We start from the raw sequence: 19543 nt of genomic DNA on the forward strand, positions 1-19543 counted from the left end.
CCGGCAAATGCTGTATAAACCTTCCGGATCAGTGTATTTTTTATTTTTTAATCGGTTCAAAATAAGTATCTCCATCTTCCGGATCATACCATTCATTAATCCAGAACTGGGTATACAATTCATCTTTTCCGATATTTGTAATATTATGCGTATACCAGATAGGCATATCTACATAGGCAGGTTCTGAACCGTCCAGTTCAAAATTCAACACCTCTTCCGTGCCGATTTTTCGTAGTTGGATGCGGGCTTTTCCTTTAATGACTGTAAAGCGTTCTATTTTACGGGTATGGTAATGATTTCCACGTGTAATACCCGGGATCGTTGTTGAAAATGAAACTTGTCCGCCAATTCCCAAACGAATCGTTTCTACAAATACTCCGCGCGGATCGCTATGTTGTATCAACTTTATAGGGAAATGTCCGGAATAATCAATATAACAACGGAAAGTGTTGAAAAGATTCACTTCATTAGGATCACGTAAAACCGGAATTGAGCCTTGATCAAAATAGAGGCGTTTATAGTCTTGAAACAGGTTGAGAATCTCTGTGACTTTTTTTTCAAAATCATAAGGTACGACATCCCTTTCAATTACCGGAATATTTTCATTTATTCTGGTTTGTATTTTCTTATAAATATAATTGCATAATGAACCGACATAAATTAATTTTACATTGCTGTCTGTCAGAACTTCTGGTTGTTCATTATGTGTCAGTTTATGACAAAATGTTGCAATAAATGAATTGTAGTTCGGCCGGCCAAACGGACCATATACATTGGGAACAATCAAACCCGTAAAAGAGGCTTGATTTTGTTTTGCCCATTCTTCCAATAAAGCCCTGCCTTCCCGCTTTGAACATCCGTATTCATTATCCCGTTCTTCTTGGGTAGAAGAAGAAAATAACACATACGGAGTTACATTTTCCTCTTCCATGGCTTTAATCAATTGTTTGACTAAACGGATATTTGTTTCATATAATATCCGAGGATCCGGATGCCGGTTCATTGCTGCCAAGTGTACAATTACATCACATTGCTTTACAAAGGCACGTAATCGGGATTCTTCTTCAAAAAAAGCATCTTCGAAGGGAATACGTTTCACAACTTGTGGATATAAACCCAGTAAATTATACAGATAAGTACCGACAAAGCCTGCCTGGCCGGTAATTCCGATGTTTATCATAGAATTTCTGATTGTATGAGAAAAGTTTGTAGATTAAAGTCAGATGGAGAAATAAGAAAAAGTTATAAATATTATAAACTGAAATCTTCACGTACAATATCTACTTTGAGTAGAAGTTGTTTCATCTCTTCTACATTTAACCGATGTGTATTATGGGAATGATAGTCTTCGATTGTGGTGATTTTTTCTTGGCCCATTGCCAGATATTTATCATAATTTAGATCCCGGTTGTCACAAGGAACTCTGAAATAATGGCCTAAATCTTCTGCCCGGGACATCTCTTCGCGGGTTACTAAAGTTTCATAGACTTTTTCGCCGTGTCGGGTACCGATAATTTGGATTTTAGAATTTGAGTGGGAAAGTTCCAGAATTGCTTTGGCTAAGGTGTCAATAGTAGCGGCTGGAGCTTTTTGTACGAACAGGTCTCCGTTATGTCCTTGGGTGAAAGCGAATAATACTAGATCAATGGCTTCATCCAGGGTCATCATGAAACGGGTCATATTCGGGTCTGTAACGGTAAGATTTTTTCCGTTTTTTAATTGTTCTAAGAACAAGGGTATAACAGAGCCTCTGCTGGACATGACATTACCGTAGCGGGTACAACAGATGATTGTTTCTGAATCTGGAGCCATTGCTCTGGCTTTGGCTATGGCTATTTTTTCCATCATGGCTTTAGAAATTCCCATGGCATTGATAGGATAGCATGCTTTGTCTGTACTTAATACGACAACTCTTTTTACTTTATTCTGAATCGCCGAATCCAGTACATTTTCTGTTCCGATAACGTTGGTTCTGACAGCCTGCATCGGGAAAAATTCGCAGGAAGGGACCTGTTTCAGTGCAGCTGCATGAAAAATGTAATCAACACCTTGCATTACACCGTCCACAGAACGTTTATCTCTGACATCTCCTATGTAAAATTTTACCTTGGGATTTTGCAGCCGGTGACGCATATCATCCTGTTTCTTTTCATCCCGGCTGAAAATCCGGATTTCTTTGATATCTGAATCTATAAAACGCTGTAATACAGCATTACCGAAAGAACCTGTCCCTCCGGTAATCAATAAAATTTTGTCTTTAAACATAGCGGTAGCTGTTTATATTTTAATTGAAGTAATCTTGAAATAATAGTCTGATAGGGTAGAATATCTTAAAAAACTTTACGGAATCCCCATTTTTTCATTCTGTGGAAGTATTCGGAAAAAGAAGTATAAATCAATTTCCATATTCCGAATGTGTAAAGAAATAAAGCGATTGAACCGATTCCATACATGTATTTTAAAACAAAGGCCGGGATCGGTCCGCTTTTGATTTTTTTCATAGAAAGGGTATCATACAAGGTGAGACCTTCTCCCGGTATATTTTGAATAATGTTCATTTCATAGGGCCGGAGTTTCAGTCCGAAAGTTCTGATGACTTTGGCTTGTCTGATTTTTTTTGTAGTCAACCAGTATCTTTTATTTTCCCTGTTATTTTTCATCCCATAAAAGTCGATACACACTTCTTCTTCCTTTACGTTCAGGTAGGGCGCCAGGAATTTTCTTTCGAAAAAGCCGTCATAGAACACCTTGCTCTCTGAGAGTTCAGGGAGTTGATAATGTTCTTTTTTGCCGTAAAGTAAGGAAACCTGAAACAAAGTCGAACCTCCGTATGAATGACTGCCCGGATCATCGGAATTTGTTGTCAGGGAGATGTGTGGATAAACAAAATATTTGTTGTTTTCAATACAATACTTGGTATGGTATTTCAGCCATGAACTTTTAGGCCAATGGCAAATAGACAATGGAAGATGGGGGTATTCTGTAAATTCTTCGGAATGTTTGCTATACCAAGTGATGAAATCCTGCCAGGGTTTGCGTAACCAGACTTGTCCCCAGGATTGGGCGCAGTTCATAAAATATACGTCATTCCCGTCCTGTTCCGGTAAAAAGAAACTGCGTGTGTGATAGTTAATGGCAAAGCTGTATAAACTGATACCGGCAATGCATTCATTCTTACTGTATTTATTAACGGCTTGACAGGCAAAATAATAAAATCGGGGAGATACAAGCAGATCATCTTCCAGAATGATCACTGCTTCATATTGTTTGAGAAAGTCTCCGCATTGTAATACATGTTTACGTAATCCCAGATTCTGAGAATGCCTGACAATATGTTTAGTTCCGTAAGGCCATTCAAAACTTTGTGCATATTCGCTGACTTTATCGGACGGACTCTTGTCAATACTGATAATTAACGGAATTTCCTGCTTTGGGTAATCGGCCTGAAGCAATGAACTTAACAGTCTTTGGATAGAATCCAGACGGTTATAACCGATAACCACGATGGCCACATTAGGAAAAAACTGCGGATTATTATTCATAAGGAATTTGTATTGGGATATGTTTATCAGATCGGTTATTTTCTGTGTTGTTGAATAAATAGTATATGAATAACAGGAGACAGAAACTTAGAGGGAAGAAGAATCCTTTCAGGTTCATCGTGAAGACCCATCCCCAGATAAAAAGAGATAATTTCCAGGTGTTTCCGCTTAATTTGTGTGGAAAGACCAGTTTGTAGACGATCGTAAAAAGGAGGATCAGTCCTGGTATTCCTATAAAGTACAAAATCCGGAGTACGCCGATGTCTACATGCATGTAATAACTTCCGTCGGGTAAAGTAAATTGTCCGTCACCAATGATATAAGTTGAAATGTGTTCGGGAAAAACTCGCCACATATCGAACATTTCATTGGTAGAAGCGCTGTCGGCTGTCCCGCCTGCAAAATAATTGGTTATAAGTTCCAGACCCCATTCCAGCATTTTGGGATTGAGATATTCCAGAAATAGAATAAAGGCACCGAATAACAGGGGTATGGCGGAAAAAAAAATAAAGATATGTTTGAATAAAATGCGGATTTTTTTTCCTGAAAGATAAATGATGAACAATATACTCAGCAGAAATCCGACCAGAGTTGTACGGGCAATCAGAGTTCCGGTGACTAGTATCAGTATAAAGATGAGAAGATAAATATATTTACTTATTATTTGTTTGCTCTGAAACAGCAAATAAGTTGATAATAATAATCCCAAGCATGAGTAAGCCCCTCCGTTGAAAAAAGTATTTTCCCCTAATCCGAACAAACGCATCAGGGAACCGCTTGAATCCGTGACTAAGTCCAATGTTTCTGAATTTACATTTTGTATACTGGATAGAAAATTGAATACGGCTGGGATTAAACTGGCTGAAAAAGCCAAAAGATTATTGGAGAGGATTGTCAGAACTATCAGAAGTAGGAATTTTTCTGTATGGTATGGAGTTCCGTAAAGGAAATGTAAAGAATAGAGAACAAAATAAGCTGCAAAAAAGTTGGAAATGAAGGAGATGGTTGTGGAAATAAAAAAAGTATCCATGTTCCCATTGAAAATTCCTGCAATTAACGAAAAGGCTATAAGTAAAAAAAACAGGAATAAAAGCTGGGATGTTTTTTTAATTCCCTGTTTGTAATACTGTGTATGTTGCCATTTTAAAATGAAAACAAAAATTCCGAAAAGTGTCAGAATCTTTCTGCAAGTAAGGGGAAGAAAAGAAAAGCTGATGTTGTAGATGTACATGTTCAGCAAAATAATTCCCCAGAAATATGCCTTAAAAGGTAGATTTCTCATGCTTTTCTAATTTTCCGAAATAATTTACCCACTTGGCTATATTTACTTTCCAGCTTTTAAGTTGACGGATTTTCTCTTTGTTTGATGAGCAAAGAGCGTGTAAAGAGGCATAATTTTCAATCGAATAGTGTATATTGAATTTTAATTTTTCTAACGAAGTTGGCAGATAGAATATATTTTCTTCTTCCAGTTCATCGTATTTTAACCATTCCCCGTTGATAACAACATTGCCAGCTAAAAGATGCTCGGCCAGAGAACTGGAAAAAGCATCTGAAATTTGTATATGAATAAAAATGTCGGTGGCTGTAATGAGATCAGTCCAATCGGAATCGGGGATAAAATCTGTCAACAAACGGTAATTACATTGTGTTTCCCGAAGAAGATTTTCCATCTCTCTGATATAATCCCCGTTTCCGTTATAAGTCATAGGAAATATCCATAAAATGTCTTTACCGAATGAAGGAATTAGGCGGATGATCTCTTTGTGGTTCTGGCCGGCAGAAGCATTATAACCGCACATGACGACATATTTGACAGAAGATGGAACATGGATTTTTTCCCGGGCTTTTTCCGGATTTTGTTTTGCTTCATATAAACAGTCGATAATCTGAGACCCGAAATTCAGTTTGTCGGTTTTCGTTTTGATAAACGGGTAGTCATTTATCATTTGTTTTTTCATGTGCAGGGAATCGCAAACAATGGAATCAGACAAGCGGAAGACAAAAGATAAATAGTATTTTTTTATTTTTCCGCTTCTCATGTAGTCACTGCCATATACAAAAGATGAAATTTTATACCCTTTTAATTTGGAAATCAGTTGTAAGGGAAGGGTATAACGGGAAATGAAATGAAATTGTACGATACATTCCTCTTTTTTCAGACGCCTGAAAGCCCAAATGCAACGTAGATAATTAATAAATGCCCGGATCAGAGGAAAACGGAAATTACACCTGTTAAAAGAAAAATGCTGCTCATAGAACCTGTCGAGATCCTGTTGCCGACTTTTTTCAGGGGCTAAGTCAAATCCATATATCCTGTAATCTGAAGCTTGTTTCAGATAGGAAGTAAATACTTTCAAATGTTGGTGGCCTATTTCTCCCACCATTAGAATTTTTCTATTCATGCAGACGTATTGTCTTTAAGTATTCGTCCCATTCGCCGATATCTTTCCAGGATTTTTCACTGACGGGAAAACACCCGATTTGTCCTCCGCGTTTTCTGATTTTTTCCATTAAATCGGTCATGTGGAACATACAGTCGGAAGGAATTTCTGCAATTAATTCCGGATTCAGTACGTAGACTCCGGTATTCACCATCAAATTCATTTTGGGTTTTTCTGTCAGTTGCATCAGAATTCCGTTATCTGCCGTCTCAATTACACCATAAGGAATCTGATAGCTTTTGATGGCAGCGACAATGGTGATATCGTTGTGGTTATTTACATGATATTCATAAACATCCCGAAAATCCTGATCGACCATAATGTCACAATTGGTGACAAAAAAAGGAGTATCTATTTTGCCTTTTAACAGCGATACACTGCCAATGGTTCCTAAAGGCCGGTTTTCTTTAAAAAAAGAAATATCGAAAGAAGGAATATTATGGGATAGATAATATTCGATTAATTCTGCTTTATAATTTACCGACACATAAAATTTAGAACATCCGATAGATTGAAATTGTTCCATGATAACCTCCATGATTGTTTTTTCACCGATGGGGATCAGAGGTTTGGGCAATATATGTGTCAGGGGGCGGAGACGGGTTCCTTCTCCGCCTGCCATAATTACGACGGGAAGATTAATTTTATCCCTTACCTGGATCTCTTTGTCTGGAAATACATCTTCCCAGAACAGCACATCTGTCATTTCCCCGTTTGACTTTAAAATGGGCAGGCATTCCAATCGCTCACGGATCATGGTGTTTTTTAATGTTTCCAGGGATTCATTTTCTTTACCGAAAATTTTGTCTGTATCCAGAATGGTTTCTATTTGTGCCGTAAGTGAAATATTCCGGATAATGGCGCGCTGAATATCACCTATTGTCAGTAAACCGATGAAGGAATCCTTATCATTAAATACAAATAATAACTTTGTTTTCTCGTCATCCATGGTTTTTAAACACTGGATGAGTGTGGTTTCCGGATGAACAATACGACCGGATATTCTATTCAGATAAGATGTCATTTGGATATAATCAATTGTCAGCAAAACGGAAACACCCACTTTTATCCTGGCTGACAAGGTTTATAAAATCTAAAGCAGGAAAACTAAAAATTCACCAAAATTGAAACGTATAAAAATTGCAGTTACAAAAGGGCTGTTCTTACACTGCTGGGTATGTTGACCACTCTTTCTTCAAACCATTGGGTATTGACCAAAGCATCTGTTTCTGCATTTTTAAACATGTCTGATTTATTCATCAGCCCCCAGACCGGACGGGTCATAACTCTATGATCATTGGTGTATTGCAAGAAATCTTCCCGGGCAGACTTGTCTTTTAGCAAAACGGCATTCAGCCAGTAGTTAGAACGGCATCCCTCGGGTTCGCTGAAAAAATGGATGTCGGGAATATGCTTAAAAAATTCCTGGTATTGCAGGGCTGTTTCCCGTTTGTTAGCTATATATTTATCCAGATTTTCCAGTTGTGCACATCCTAAAGCTGCATTGATATTGGGCATGCGATAGTTGTATCCGATTTCATCATGGATAAATTCCCAGCGGTGGGGTACTTTTGCCTGTGTCGTCAGGTGCTTTGCCTGTTTTGCAAGTTCTTCGTCCATAAACAGGAGCATGCCTCCACCTCCGGTTGTGATTGTCTTGTTTCCATTAAAACTCAGGACCCCGATTTTACCAAAAGTACCTGTGTGCTGACCTTTGTAAAGACTTCCGATACTTTCGGCGGCATCTTCAACCAGTTCGATAGCGTATTCCCTGCATACTTCCAGTAATTCATTCAGATGCACAGGATGACCGAAGGTATGCATCGGAACACATGCCTTTATTTTACGTTGGCTTCGTTTGTTATAGCAAATTCCACCTTTCACTTCTGCATGATGTACAAGCCATTCTTTGAGTGCATGGGGAGAAAGTCCCATGGTGTCTTTGTCTACATCTATGAAAACCGGATGAGCCCCGATATAATGAATGGCATTACAAGTAGCTATAAAAGTCAGTGCCTGTGTGATAACTTCGTCGTCTTTCTCAACTCCTGCTAATAAAAGTGACATGTGAAGTGCATTGGTTCCGTTGACACAGACGACAGCCTTAGCGGCTTTGGTATAGGCGGCAATCTGTTCTTCAAAACGATCTACATATTGGCCGACACTGGATACATAGGTAGAGTCTATACAATCATTCAGGTATTTTTTTTCATTACCGCTGAAACAAGGTGCATGCAGTGGAACGAACTCCTGGTGTGGATAGAGTTCTTTTATAAAATTTGTAATTTTCCCGTACATATTCAATTTTTTATTGTTCAGGAGCCTTGTTTGTTCATTCATTTGAACAGACATGCCATAGTTTGTTGTTTTTTATTAAAGAGGCTGTGGCGTATGGATGTATTTTTCCGACACTCAACTGAAATTTCAGTAATTCGTAAAAAGCCCGCCACAGATAGTAATGCCGTGTCAGATAGGTTGCGTACAAATGAATCAGATGTCTGGTTATTATGCCCGTATTAATTTTATCATTTATCTTCAGGCCAGCAATAAGATGACATAAAAATTTTTTAATTTCAACAGGTGAAAACAGTTCCGGGTTTTGCACTTTACGAGTTAAAAGACGGAACATTTCTTTTTCGGTATCGGAGAGGAAAATTTTGTATTTTTCCAACTGCCTGATCTGAATGCTGAAAGCTATTTTTTGTTGTTCTTCCAGATGATGTGAAGAAATCTGATCATCTGAATATCTATAACAAATCAGAAAACAGGGAATATTGGAAAAACGACAGGAATCCGATAGTCTGGTCCAGAGTTCGTAATCTTGTGAATATCTGTAATTTGAATCGTAAACAACCGGTTTGTCGCTAATGTGCTTTCTCATCATTACCGATGGATGAAATAACGGACTTTCGAAAAATAACAAACTGTTTAAAGTTTCAGGTTCCCGGGCTCTCGTTAATTTACCGATATTTTTTCCGTCACTGTTTATGATATAAGCCCAGCTTCCTACCACGGCTATATCGTGTTTTGCTTGCAGGAATGCGATTTGTTTTGCAAAACGGTCGGGAAGAGAAATATCGTCGGCATCCATTCGGGCAATAAATTCTCCGGAAGCTTTCGATAACCCGAAGTTTAATGAGCGGGTCAGACCGATATTTTCCGGGTTTCGGTAATAACGGATCCGGTTGTCGGTTGCGGCTTTTTGGTGTATTATTCCATCCAGTAGCTGTTCTTTCGGATTATCGTGGATAATGATAAATTCGAAATGAGTATAAGTTTGCGACAGAATACTGTCTATCGCTTCTTCCAGATGCTGCGGAAGTTCATTATATACGCACATTAACACACTAAGCAAAGGCTGCCGGTTCATGGAAATAATTAATTAGAGGATAACGCCTGCCACCATCTTTTTCTGGTAAACCATCCGAAGGTTAGGAGAACCAATAGAATGATTATTTTCTGTAGAAGAAGTAATTCTATATAGTGAAATGCTGTCAGTAATGCGCAACATATGAGGAAAGAAACGATAAAAAGCCGCACATTATAATTTACCGGATAGAGACGATGAGAAAAATACCAGGCCGAACTGAGTAAAATAATATTGGTCAGGACCATGGCCGACACCATTTCCGGTAGTCCTCCTACCTGCATTGACAGATAAAGAAAGACCAAATTAAATCCTGAAGCGATCAGATAACTATATGTGACGTAAACCGTTTTTTTGGTAATAATGGGACCGATATCAATAATTTCTTTCAGTATAAACAGACTTTGGTAAAGCGTCAGCCAGCCTATATATTTTGAAGCTTCATAATAGTCCTGATTTTTTATAAATAACCTGAGTACGTCGTCTGCAAAGAAACTGATTATTACGACTAAAGAAAAAACCGCTAAACAGGCGTATTTAAAAATTTTCCTGAAAAGCTCCTTGTGCTGAGGTGATTTCAGACTATCGTACATAAAAGGATACCATGCCATAACAAAGGCGCTGTCAATCAGTGTCATGATTGATGCGAATTTCAATGAAACCGAATAAATCCCTATGGCAAAAGTTGAAAGATATCCCAGCATGAAAAAACGGTTAACATAGCTGTTACAGACACTTCCCAAACGGGCAGGAAACTGAGGTATGGCAAAAGAAAAAGCTGATTTTAATATCGGTTTGTTTATTTGCCAGCTATATTCATTTTTTAACAAAAACAACTGAAGCAGAAGTACAATGCCAAAGCCTGTTATTTGTCCCATGAAAACGCCGGAAATACCTTTGTCGAATACCAGGACCAATATCAGAGTGCTCCCGATTGATATAAAAATCTGTGTTAAAGTCAGGACGGCAAAAAGAACCGGTTTTTTCATATATCGTATGATTATGAAAAAAATAGTCGTCATGTTTGTGAAAAGGATAAGAAAAGACGACAGTATAAGCAGATCGCGGAAATGGTCAGTGCGGAATAATAAAACAGAAATCCAGCCGGCAAACAGACAAAATACAACGACCAGCAGAGCGGAAAGCAGTGTGACGCTCCACAGAATGGTCGAAATCATTTTTTTCCGTTCTTTGCCCTCAAATTCGTAATAATACCTTTGTAACGAAGTTTCCAGTTGTAGTATACCAAATATGGTGATAATCAGTATGACAGACTGGATCAGATCAATTTCTCCATATTCCTCTACGGAGAAAATCGTCGTATATATCGGTAAAAGTAATACAGATATAAATTTACTGCATGCTGATGCCAGGCCGTAAATCAGGAACGATTTGATCAGATTGCTTCGGATGCTTACAGAGAATCGATTAGGCATGATAGGGGAGTAATCTGTTTTTTGTAATCGAATTGACAGGCTGACAAACGTCCCTCTAAACCGATTTTTTGACTGATTTCATAGTTTTCGCAGATAAAGCTTATGATTCTGGTCAATGGTTCCGGGCTTTCAGACGATACAATAAAACCATTTTTCTGATGTTGTATATATTGATTCATTTCGCCGACATCAGTGACGATAAGGGGCTTTCCGGAATAAAGGTAATCACCCAGTTTGGAGGGAATATATCCTCTTGCTCTATCGTCATTCAGCTTGGGGATCACGAGAATGTCAATGTGATCTTGTATAAAAGCAATAGCTTCTTTGTTTCCTAAAGGATTCAGAATCGTAATTTTATTTTCCAACCCCGCTTTTTTTATACAGTCATTCAAATGATTCCGGTAATTCTGACGGGCCGGACCGAACATTGTTAAACGGACTTTCTGATTTTGTTTTATAGCTTCAGAAACAGCGGATAATAATAGTTCGACTCCGTTACTTTTATTCAATGTCCCTGCATATCCTACAACTAACTCTGTATCTTTTGGTTTCTTTTCAGGCTCTTTTGTTCCGGGTGCAATTTCCATCAGCATGGAAATTACGACATGTTTACACTTAGAGGAGGTATATTTTTGATAATATTTCCGGTGTTCGGATGAAATCACAATTAATACTGAGGCTGATTTCAATATCAGTAAGTCAAAAAATTTCCCAATGTTGAAATACACTTTCTTTTTAAAAGTATCCAGTATAGAGGTCCCTTTTAAAAATTCATTGTATTGTATGATATATTTTTTCCTTCTCAATTTAACGGCCAATAAAAAAGGCAGGACATAGTAATGGGGTAATTTGTCGCACAAGATACAATCGTAATGAGCTGCCTGCGATAAGACGGTTTTGAAAAACAGGAATGTATAGACAATAGGGTTCAGAAATCGTAATTTTCTCCGGTATGATAGCATGTAACTGACCGTTTTGCAGTCTTCATGCTTTCCGGCAGGAGTATTTTTATCAATGTAATAAGAGAATACGGATAACTGGTGACCTTTTTCTTCCAGCCCACGGATAATAAACCTTGTACGGATAATTTCTGCCTGTCCCAGATCAGAATTACAAGGTAATTTACCTATGATCATTATTTTCTTCATTCCTGTAATGGAATTAATTTTCTTCCCCGTTTATCCGATGCATTTATACAGAAAGCCGTTTTTTTCCATTTCTTTCCGGTCATAAATATTGCGTCCGTCGATAATGATATGTTGTTTCATGGCCTTTTTTATTACTCCCCAGCTCGGAATCCGGAATTCTTTCCATTCTGTAACAAGTAATAAGGCATCTGCATCCAGTACGGCTTCATACATATCCTGGGTATAGGAAATACAATCGCCGATGCGGCGTTTACATTCCGGAATAGCGATCGGGTCATAAGCAACGACTTCAGCCCCGCTTTCCAGTAAATGTTTAATGAGCACCAGGGCTGTAGCTTCCCGCATATCGTCTGTTTCCGGTTTAAAAGCCAAGCCCCATAAAGCTATTTTTTTATTTTTTAAGTCTCCCTGGAAAATTTTGTTCAGCTTCTCAAACAGTATACTTTTTTGCTTTTCATTGACGTCTTCCACAGCTTTGAGTACTTTCATCTCGTAACCGTTTTTTTCTGCCGTTTTTATCAGTGCTTTTACATCTTTGGGAAAACAACTTCCTCCGTAACCGCATCCGGGATACAAAAATTTACTGCCGATACGACTGTCTGAGCCTATACCTTTGCGTACCATATTCACGTCAGCTCCTACCAATTCACACAGATTAGCAATATCATTCATAAAACTAATACGGGTAGCTAGCATCGAATTTGCAGCATATTTGATCATTTCGGCAGAAGGTATATCTGTGAAAATCAGACGATAATTGTTCATCATAAACGGTTTGTAAAGCCGTTCCATCACTTCTTTGGCCTGATCTGATTCCACACCAACTACCACTCTGTCCGGCTTCATAAAATCTTCTACAGCATTCCCCTCTTTTAAGAATTCAGGATTTGAAGCCACATCGAATGGTATATTCAGATTTCGTTTGTTCAATTCTTCCTGTATTGTTGCTTTAACTTTCTGAGCCGTACCGACAGGTACCGTACTTTTGGTGACAACCAATACATAGTGATTTATATTTTGACCGATTGTTCTTGCAACTTCCAGCACATATTTCAAATCAGCACTACCGTCTTCATCCGGAGGAGTTCCTACTGCACTGAAAACAACTTCAACTTCGTCCAGACAAGACGTTAGGTCAGTTGTAAATTTCAGCCGTTCGGCATGATAGTTACGTAATACCATTTCTTCCAGTCCCGGTTCATAGATCGGAATAACACCCGCTTTCAAATTTTTGATTTTTTCTTCATTGACATCTACACAGGTAACATCTATACCCATTTCTGAAAAACAGGTTCCTGTAACTAAGCCGACATAGCCAGTACCGATTATTGCAATTTTCATATTATTCGTTGATATTATAAAATTTTTTAAACCAATTTACGTATTCCCGGATCCCGTCATTTAAACTTGTTGAAGGTTTGAAATGTATTTCCTCTTGTAAGGCTGTGGTATCGGCGTGGGTCTGGAAGACATCTCCGGCTTGCATGGGTAAAAACTTCTTTTCTGCTTTTTTTCCACAATTTTTTTCAATAGCTTCAATGAAATCCATCAAAGGGACGGGTTCTGAATGACCTATGTTGTAAATCCGATAGGCACAGTTAGAAGAGGACGGATCAGGCCGAGTGGCATCCCAGGATGGATCGGGTGCCGGAATATGCTCTATAATTCGTACTACACCTTCTGTAATATCATCGATATACGTGAAATCACGTAACATATTGCCATTATTGAATACTTTAATCGGACGTCCGCTTAAAATGGCATCTGTAAATAAGAAGGGACTCATATCGGGTCTTCCCCAGGGACCGTATACGGTAAAAAAGCGTAAACCGGTCGACGGAATTGAATAAAGATGACTATAGACATGAGCCATAAGCTCATTTGCTTTTTTAGTTGCTGCATACAAACTGGTCGGATGAGCAATTCCCGCTTTTTCTGAAAAAGGAACATTTCCATTTAATCCGTAGACACTGCTGGAACTTGCGTAAACTAAATGTTTTATTGCATTATTCCGGCATCCTTCGATAATGTGGAGAAATCCCTCAATATTAGAATGGATGTAAGCTTCCGGATTTTCTATGGAATACCTGACTCCCGCCTGGGCAGCTAAATGACAAACAACATCAAAGTTTTCATTGGCAAATAACATTTGCATTGCCTGTTTATCCTCAATGTGCATCCGTATAAAACGATAGTGAGGATATTTTTCACTTTGGATAAATTTGTACCATGCAATTGAGTCTTTTTTTATGCCGCAATTCTCCAGACGGGCATATTTCAGTGTTGTATCATAATAGTCATTGATATTATCTAATCCAACTACCTCATTCCCTTTCCGGGATAAAGCCTGAACTACAGAACATCCTATAAAACCTGCCGCTCCGGTAACTAATATTTTCATTTTCTAAGAGAGAAAGTCCGTTGACTTATTTAATATTTTCGTAGTCTTTTGTGTACAGATACCAAAAGTATTGTAATGTATCATTCATGTTGAACAATTACTTATAAACTGATCCAGGTTTATACATTATAAATATCCGCTTTATATTTTTTTAGGTTTTCTTTATCTAAAAACCAGTTTATAGTTTCTTGTAATCCCTGTTCAATAGAATAGTAAGGTGTAAATCCGGTAAGTTTTTTTATTTTAGCATTATCTCCCCATAAGCGGAAAACTTCAGAATTTTTGGGCCGCAGACGTTGTTCATCCTCAATGAATTTCACATCGGAATGCATGAGTTTTGCAATGAGTTCCAGTGTATCCCGCATCGAGATTTCAAAATTGCTGCACACATTCACCTCCTGGCCGATAGCGGCATCACACTGCGATAATTCGATAAAGCCTTTACAGGTGTCTTTTACGAAATTAAAATCCCGGGTAGGTGTTAGGTCGCCCAGTTTAATTTCTTTTTTTCCATTGGCTATCTGGGTGATGATGGTGGGTATGATAGCCCGGGCAGACTGCCGGGGACCATAGGTGTTGAAAGGCCGTACGATCACAACCGGTAACTCAAAAGCATTATAAAAACTCATCGCCATCGCATCTGCACCGATTTTTGTGGCTGAATAAGGTGACTGTGGCTGTTTGGGATGCTTTTCGTCAATGGGTACATATTGGGCTGTTCCGTACACTTCTGATGTGGAAGTAACCAATACCCTTTTCACTCCGTTTTCTTTGGCTGCCTGACAAATATTCAGTGTACCTTTGATGTTGGTGTCGACATAACTATCCGGAGCTATATACGAATAAGGGATTGCGATCAGGGCTGCCAAATGAAAAATGACATCAATCCCCTGGGTAATATGTTTGCAAAAATGTGGGTCTCTTACATCTCCGGTTATCACTTCCAGATGCGGATGTTCCATACTGTCGAGCCATCCCCAGTAATTGAATGAATTATAATACGATAGGGCACGTACTGCATACCCCTGTTCCAATAACATTTCTGTCAGATGAGAGCCGATAAAGCCATCTCCTCCGGTTACCAATACTTTTTGCATAACTGGGTTCGTATTAAATTATAAAATAAAGTCTTTAAGATTTTTAATCAATATTATTTAAAGTGACAACAAAGCCGGAATATTTCCAATTTAAACGAGCGTTTTTATTGGATGCAAAAGGAAAATTAAAAAATGGATATAATTTCTTTTTAAGTTTGATATATAATGAGTAAATTTGTTGCGCAGAATTGAATTTTCTTTATCATTCTGTTCCATAACCTGGGACTTACCGGGCGAAGCTGTAAACAGCAGTTTCATTGTATATGCATGTTAGATAGTCTGATCACTTCCAAAACTCGGATTAAATTACTTTTAAAGTTTTTTTTGAATTCATCCATGAAAGCCTATTTACGTGGGCTTGCAGATGAATTCGGCGAATCGACAAACGCTATTCGGTTGGAATTAAATCATTTGGAAGAAGCCGGTTTGTTATGTGCCGAATCCGAAGGGAATAAAAAGGTGTATCAAGCAAATCCACGGCATCCGCTTTTCGGAGATATTCGTAGTTTAGTACTAAAGCATAGTGGTATAACTCAAGTCATTGAAGGAGTAGTTGAGCGTGTCGGAGACATATCCCGTGTATGGATTCGTGGAGATTTTGCCGTAGGTATTGATTCTAACCTGATCGATTTGGTTATTGTCGGAGAGAATATCGATATGGATTATTTCAATAGCCTTGTAAAAAAAGCAGAGGATTTGATAAAACGCAAAATTCATTGTACAATTATTTTTCCTGAGAAAGAAACAGATTACTTCACTCCCGAAGAAAAAAGGCTATTGATTTGGAAAAAATAAGTGAGACGAGGGCATTTTTCATGTATTATTTTCACCAATAAAACGCTCGTTTAAATAAGTTGTAAAAGAAAATGTAAACTACTTTAAATGGATGTATTTAAGTGATTTATAGATAGCGTGTAGAGACTGTAATTCCTTAATATGTGGTAATTAAGAATTTTACGTGATTTTTTATTTTCCTAATAAAAGCATTACGGGATTCAGATAGTTGATTATTAGGTGTTGACAGATATAAATGTTTTGCGGTACATAAGAATTGACAGCTATATAGTATTAATGAAATCATAATATAAATAATTATTGGTATGAATTTCTGTAAATCAATGGGATATAATTATAGTGCAGTTAAAATTGCTGTAATTGGTTTAGGTTATGTCGGGCTTCCATTGGCGCGTTTGTTTTCAACAAAATATCAAACGGTCGGTTTTGATTTGAATGTTGAGCGTGTAAATACTTTAATGTCAGGTCATGATTCGACCCTGGAAGTTTCTGACGAATTATTACAAACTGCTTTAAAAAATGGTTTTGTTTGTTCTTCTGTTTTAGATGATATTCATGATTGTAATGTATATATTATTGCGGTTCCCACACCTGTTGATGATAATAACAGACCTTTGTTGATACCTTTGATCAAAGCAAGTGAAACTGTCGGAAAAGTAATTTCTTCTGGTGATATTGTTATTTATGAATCAACAGTTTATCCGGGTGTTACAGAAGAAGAATGCTTGCCGGTTGTTGAAAAAGTATCCGGATTAAAGTTTAATGTCGATTTTTTTGCTGGTTATTCTCCGGAGCGGATCAATCCGGGAGATAAGGAACATACTGTTGAAAAAATCAAAAAAGTAACGTCCGGTTCTACGCCTGAAGTTGCCGAAATAGTCGATAATTTGTATAATTCGGTTTTAATAAATGGAACCCATAAAGCATCTTCTATCCGGGTGGCTGAAGCTTCTAAAATTATTGAAAATTCCCAGCGTGATGTTAATATTGCTTTTATGAATGAATTGGCTAAAATATTTAATGCCATGGGAATTGATACTAATGAGGTGATTGATGCGGCGGCTTCTAAATGGAATTTTATAAAGTTAAAACCGGGATTAGTCGGAGGGCATTGTATTAGTGTTGATCCCTATTATTTAATACAGAAAGCTCAGGTATATGGTGTGTTGCCCCGGATTATGTCGGCTGCCCGGCGTTTAAATGACGGTATGGGAAATTATATCGCCAATCAGGTGATCAAATTGATGAACAAGAAAGGAATCTTGGTAAAAGATGCCAATATTTTAATCTTGGGAATTACATTTAAAGAGAATTGTCCAGATATTCGTAACACTAAAGTTGTAGATATTTATGCCACATTGCACGAATATTCTTCCAATATTACCGTTTATGATTCGTGGGCAGATCAAGAAAAAGTCGAACGCGAATATAATATCAGAATTCTTTCTTCCGGATTAGAAAATTTACAAAATTCGTTTGATGCTGTTATCCTGTCTGTCGCTCATGATGAGTTTAAAGAATTACCGATTCAGAAATTTTTGAAGAATAATGGTGTAATTTATGATGTAAAAGGTGTGCTTGAAAAGGCGCTTGTAGACGGAAGATTATAAGGTAAATGGAGGTATTCGTTGGAATAGTATTTTTTAATATTCAAAATTTAATCGAATAGTATTTGTTTTAAAGTGAATAGTCATATTTACAGTGATAGGAAGCAGATATTTTTTTTAAGAATAGAAAGGTGAGGATAGAGAGAGCTTCAACAAGAGTTTTTGTAAATACAGGCGTACAATATGTCAGAAGCATATTATCTGCAGGTATATTATTATATACTTCCCGTTTGATATTGGCAGAACTGGGGGTTGATGATTTTGGCTTATATAGTCTTATTGCGGGGGTTATTGCTCTGTTGTCTTTTATAAAAGATTCTTTGGCATCGACAATTCAGCGTTTTTTGTCTTTTTATCAAGGGAAAAATGATTTGAGTAAGCAATGTGACATCCTGAGTAACAGTTTGGTGATTACATTGTTAATAAGCATTGGTCTGGTTTTGCTCTTGTTTTTATGCCGGAAATTTGTATTGACGGAATTTCTGAATATTGATAAAAGTCGGGTGGAGGCTGCTTATTGGGTGTATAACAGTATGTTGTTTATGCTCTTTTTTACGATGCAAAGCACTTCTTATTTTGCCGTTTTGATTGCGCATGAAAATATTGTATACACTTCCATTATACAGATGACAGATGTTATTCTGAAATTATTTATCTCAATATCACTTGCCTATGTCGGTTTTGATAAACTGGTTTACTACGCCTGTTTGATTGCTTTAGTTCCTTTATTTGATTTTGTTTGCTATTATATTTATTGTAAAAAAAATTATACCGAGTGTAAGCGGGCTTCTGTTTTTAAATTTAAGCCTTATTTGTTTAAAGAACTGTTTGTGTTTACGGGATGGACGGTTTATAGTATCGGGTGTATTGTCGGACGTACACAAGGGATTGCTGTTTTATTGAATCGTTTTTTCGGAACAGCATTAAATGCTTCATACGGTATTGCTCAACAGGTGATAGGCCAAATATCTTTTTTATCGACTTCTTTGATAAATGCCATGCAGCCGCAAATCGTTAAGGCGGAAGGAGCTAAAGACCGAAATAAAATGTTTCAGTTATCTGAAATGGCAAGTAAGTTTTCTTTTTTGTTGTTTGCCTGGATAACGATTCCCAGTCTTTTCTATATGGACCGGATTTTGCAGGTATGGTTGGGAGAAATACCTGATTATGCCGTTTCCTTTTGCCGGTATAGCTTGTTTGGAGCCTGGATGGATCAATTTACGATGGGGTTGGGGGTGGCAAACAGAGCAATAGGAAAAATAAAAATATATTCGATAGTTACAAGTACCATAAAAATTTTGACTTTACCATTTGCTTACCTCTGTTTAAAAATGGGAATGTCTGCTGTTTCCGTTATGGTGTGTTATGTATTTTTTGAAATAGTATGTTCGCTTTCCAGAATTGTATTGCTAAAAATAGAAAGTGGATTGTCTATTATGAGTTTTATCAATAATGTATTTGTTTATGAATTGATACCGGTTACCGTACTTTTATTGATAGCTTATATTTGTTCGTTACTCATTCCGGATCAGTTTTTTTGGGTGACTTATTTCATTGTCGGCCTGTTTTTTATCTTGTCAATCTATTGTTGTGGATTGACCCGTACGGAGAAAGAGATGACCGTATCATTTATGCACAGGTTGAAAGTGAAACTGTTACAGATTTTTTAAGATTAAAAGTATATTAACTTATATGGTTTTATAAAA

At 37.5% G+C, this 19543-nt stretch carries 16 protein-coding genes; 3 read left to right on the top strand and 13 right to left on the bottom strand.

What is annotated here, in order from left to right; genetic code table 11:
- Positions 1–40 precede the first annotated feature (40 nt).
- From DD657_RS05370 to DD657_RS05430, 13 genes are all read right to left on the bottom strand, one after another.
- Positions 41–1180, bottom strand: coding sequence for a polysaccharide biosynthesis C-terminal domain-containing protein (locus DD657_RS05370; protein ID WP_287048868.1), 1140 nt, complete (start codon positions 1178–1180; stop codon positions 41–43).
- A gap of 71 nt (positions 1181–1251) precedes the next feature.
- Entirely contained in the window at positions 1252–2265 is a 1014-nt protein-coding gene (locus tag DD657_RS05375; protein WP_287048869.1) for a polysaccharide biosynthesis protein, read from the bottom strand.
- A 65-nt stretch (positions 2266–2330) separates the two neighbouring features.
- On the bottom strand, positions 2331–3542 hold the full coding sequence (locus DD657_RS05380; RefSeq protein WP_287048871.1) for a glycosyltransferase family 2 protein: 1212 nt from the start codon (positions 3540–3542) through the stop codon (positions 2331–2333).
- Entirely contained in the window at positions 3535–4341 is an 807-nt protein-coding gene (locus DD657_RS05385) for a hypothetical protein (RefSeq protein WP_287048873.1), read from the bottom strand. The genes DD657_RS05380 and DD657_RS05385 overlap by 8 nt, the downstream gene beginning before the upstream one ends.
- Positions 4342–4804: 463 nt before the next feature.
- Positions 4805–5947 carry a hypothetical protein gene (locus DD657_RS05390; RefSeq protein WP_287048875.1) on the bottom strand — a complete coding sequence of 381 codons (1143 nt, stop codon included), beginning with the start codon at positions 5945–5947 and terminating at the stop codon, positions 4805–4807.
- A complete protein-coding gene (locus DD657_RS05395) occupies positions 5940–7067 on the bottom strand; it encodes a nucleotidyltransferase family protein (protein WP_287048877.1) in 1128 nt (375 codons plus the stop codon). The genes DD657_RS05390 and DD657_RS05395 overlap by 8 nt, the downstream gene beginning before the upstream one ends.
- A 65-nt stretch (positions 7068–7132) precedes the next feature.
- Positions 7133–8284: a LegC family aminotransferase gene (locus DD657_RS05400; protein WP_287048878.1), complete on the bottom strand. Its 1152-nt coding sequence runs from the start codon at positions 8282–8284 to the stop codon at positions 7133–7135.
- Between the two features lie 34 nt (positions 8285–8318).
- On the bottom strand, positions 8319–9356 hold the full coding sequence (locus DD657_RS05405; protein WP_287048879.1) for a glycosyltransferase: 1038 nt from the start codon (positions 9354–9356) through the stop codon (positions 8319–8321).
- 8 nt (positions 9357–9364) lie between these two features.
- The gene (locus DD657_RS05410) at positions 9365–10789 is read right to left on the bottom strand and encodes a lipopolysaccharide biosynthesis protein (RefSeq protein WP_287048881.1); all 1425 of its coding nucleotides are present in this window, start codon (positions 10787–10789) and stop codon (positions 9365–9367) included.
- Positions 10768–11937 carry a glycosyltransferase gene (locus tag DD657_RS05415; RefSeq protein WP_287048884.1) on the bottom strand — a complete coding sequence of 390 codons (1170 nt, stop codon included), beginning with the start codon at positions 11935–11937 and terminating at the stop codon, positions 10768–10770. The genes DD657_RS05410 and DD657_RS05415 overlap by 22 nt, the downstream gene beginning before the upstream one ends.
- Before the next feature lie 30 nt (positions 11938–11967).
- Entirely contained in the window at positions 11968–13278 is a 1311-nt protein-coding gene (locus DD657_RS05420; protein WP_287048885.1) for a UDP-glucose dehydrogenase family protein, read from the bottom strand.
- 1 nt (position 13279) lies between these two features.
- Complete coding sequence (locus tag DD657_RS05425) at positions 13280–14338, bottom strand: NAD-dependent epimerase (protein ID WP_287048887.1); 1059 nt, start codon at positions 14336–14338, stop codon at positions 13280–13282.
- Positions 14339–14457: 119 nt separating this feature from the next.
- Complete coding sequence (locus DD657_RS05430; protein WP_287048889.1) at positions 14458–15435, bottom strand: NAD-dependent 4,6-dehydratase LegB; 978 nt, start codon at positions 15433–15435, stop codon at positions 14458–14460.
- Between the two features lie 336 nt (positions 15436–15771).
- Between DD657_RS05430 and DD657_RS05435 the strand changes: the two genes are divergently transcribed.
- The 3 genes from DD657_RS05435 (at position 15772) to DD657_RS05445 (ending at position 19507) form a co-directional block, all read left to right on the top strand.
- Positions 15772–16230 (top strand): helix-turn-helix domain-containing protein, encoded by a 459-nt coding sequence (locus tag DD657_RS05435; protein ID WP_287048891.1) that lies wholly within the window; start codon positions 15772–15774, stop codon positions 16228–16230.
- Between the two features lie 305 nt (positions 16231–16535).
- Positions 16536–17840 (top strand): nucleotide sugar dehydrogenase, encoded by a 1305-nt coding sequence (locus DD657_RS05440; RefSeq protein ID WP_287048892.1) that lies wholly within the window; start codon positions 16536–16538, stop codon positions 17838–17840.
- Between the two features lie 128 nt (positions 17841–17968).
- Complete coding sequence (locus DD657_RS05445; protein WP_287048894.1) at positions 17969–19507, top strand: lipopolysaccharide biosynthesis protein; 1539 nt, start codon at positions 17969–17971, stop codon at positions 19505–19507.
- Positions 19508–19543: the final 36 nt, after the last annotated feature.

The sequence above is a fragment of the Culturomica sp. genome, assembly GCF_003524185.1.
GTDB lineage: Bacteria > Bacteroidota > Bacteroidia > Bacteroidales > Marinifilaceae > Culturomica > Culturomica massiliensis.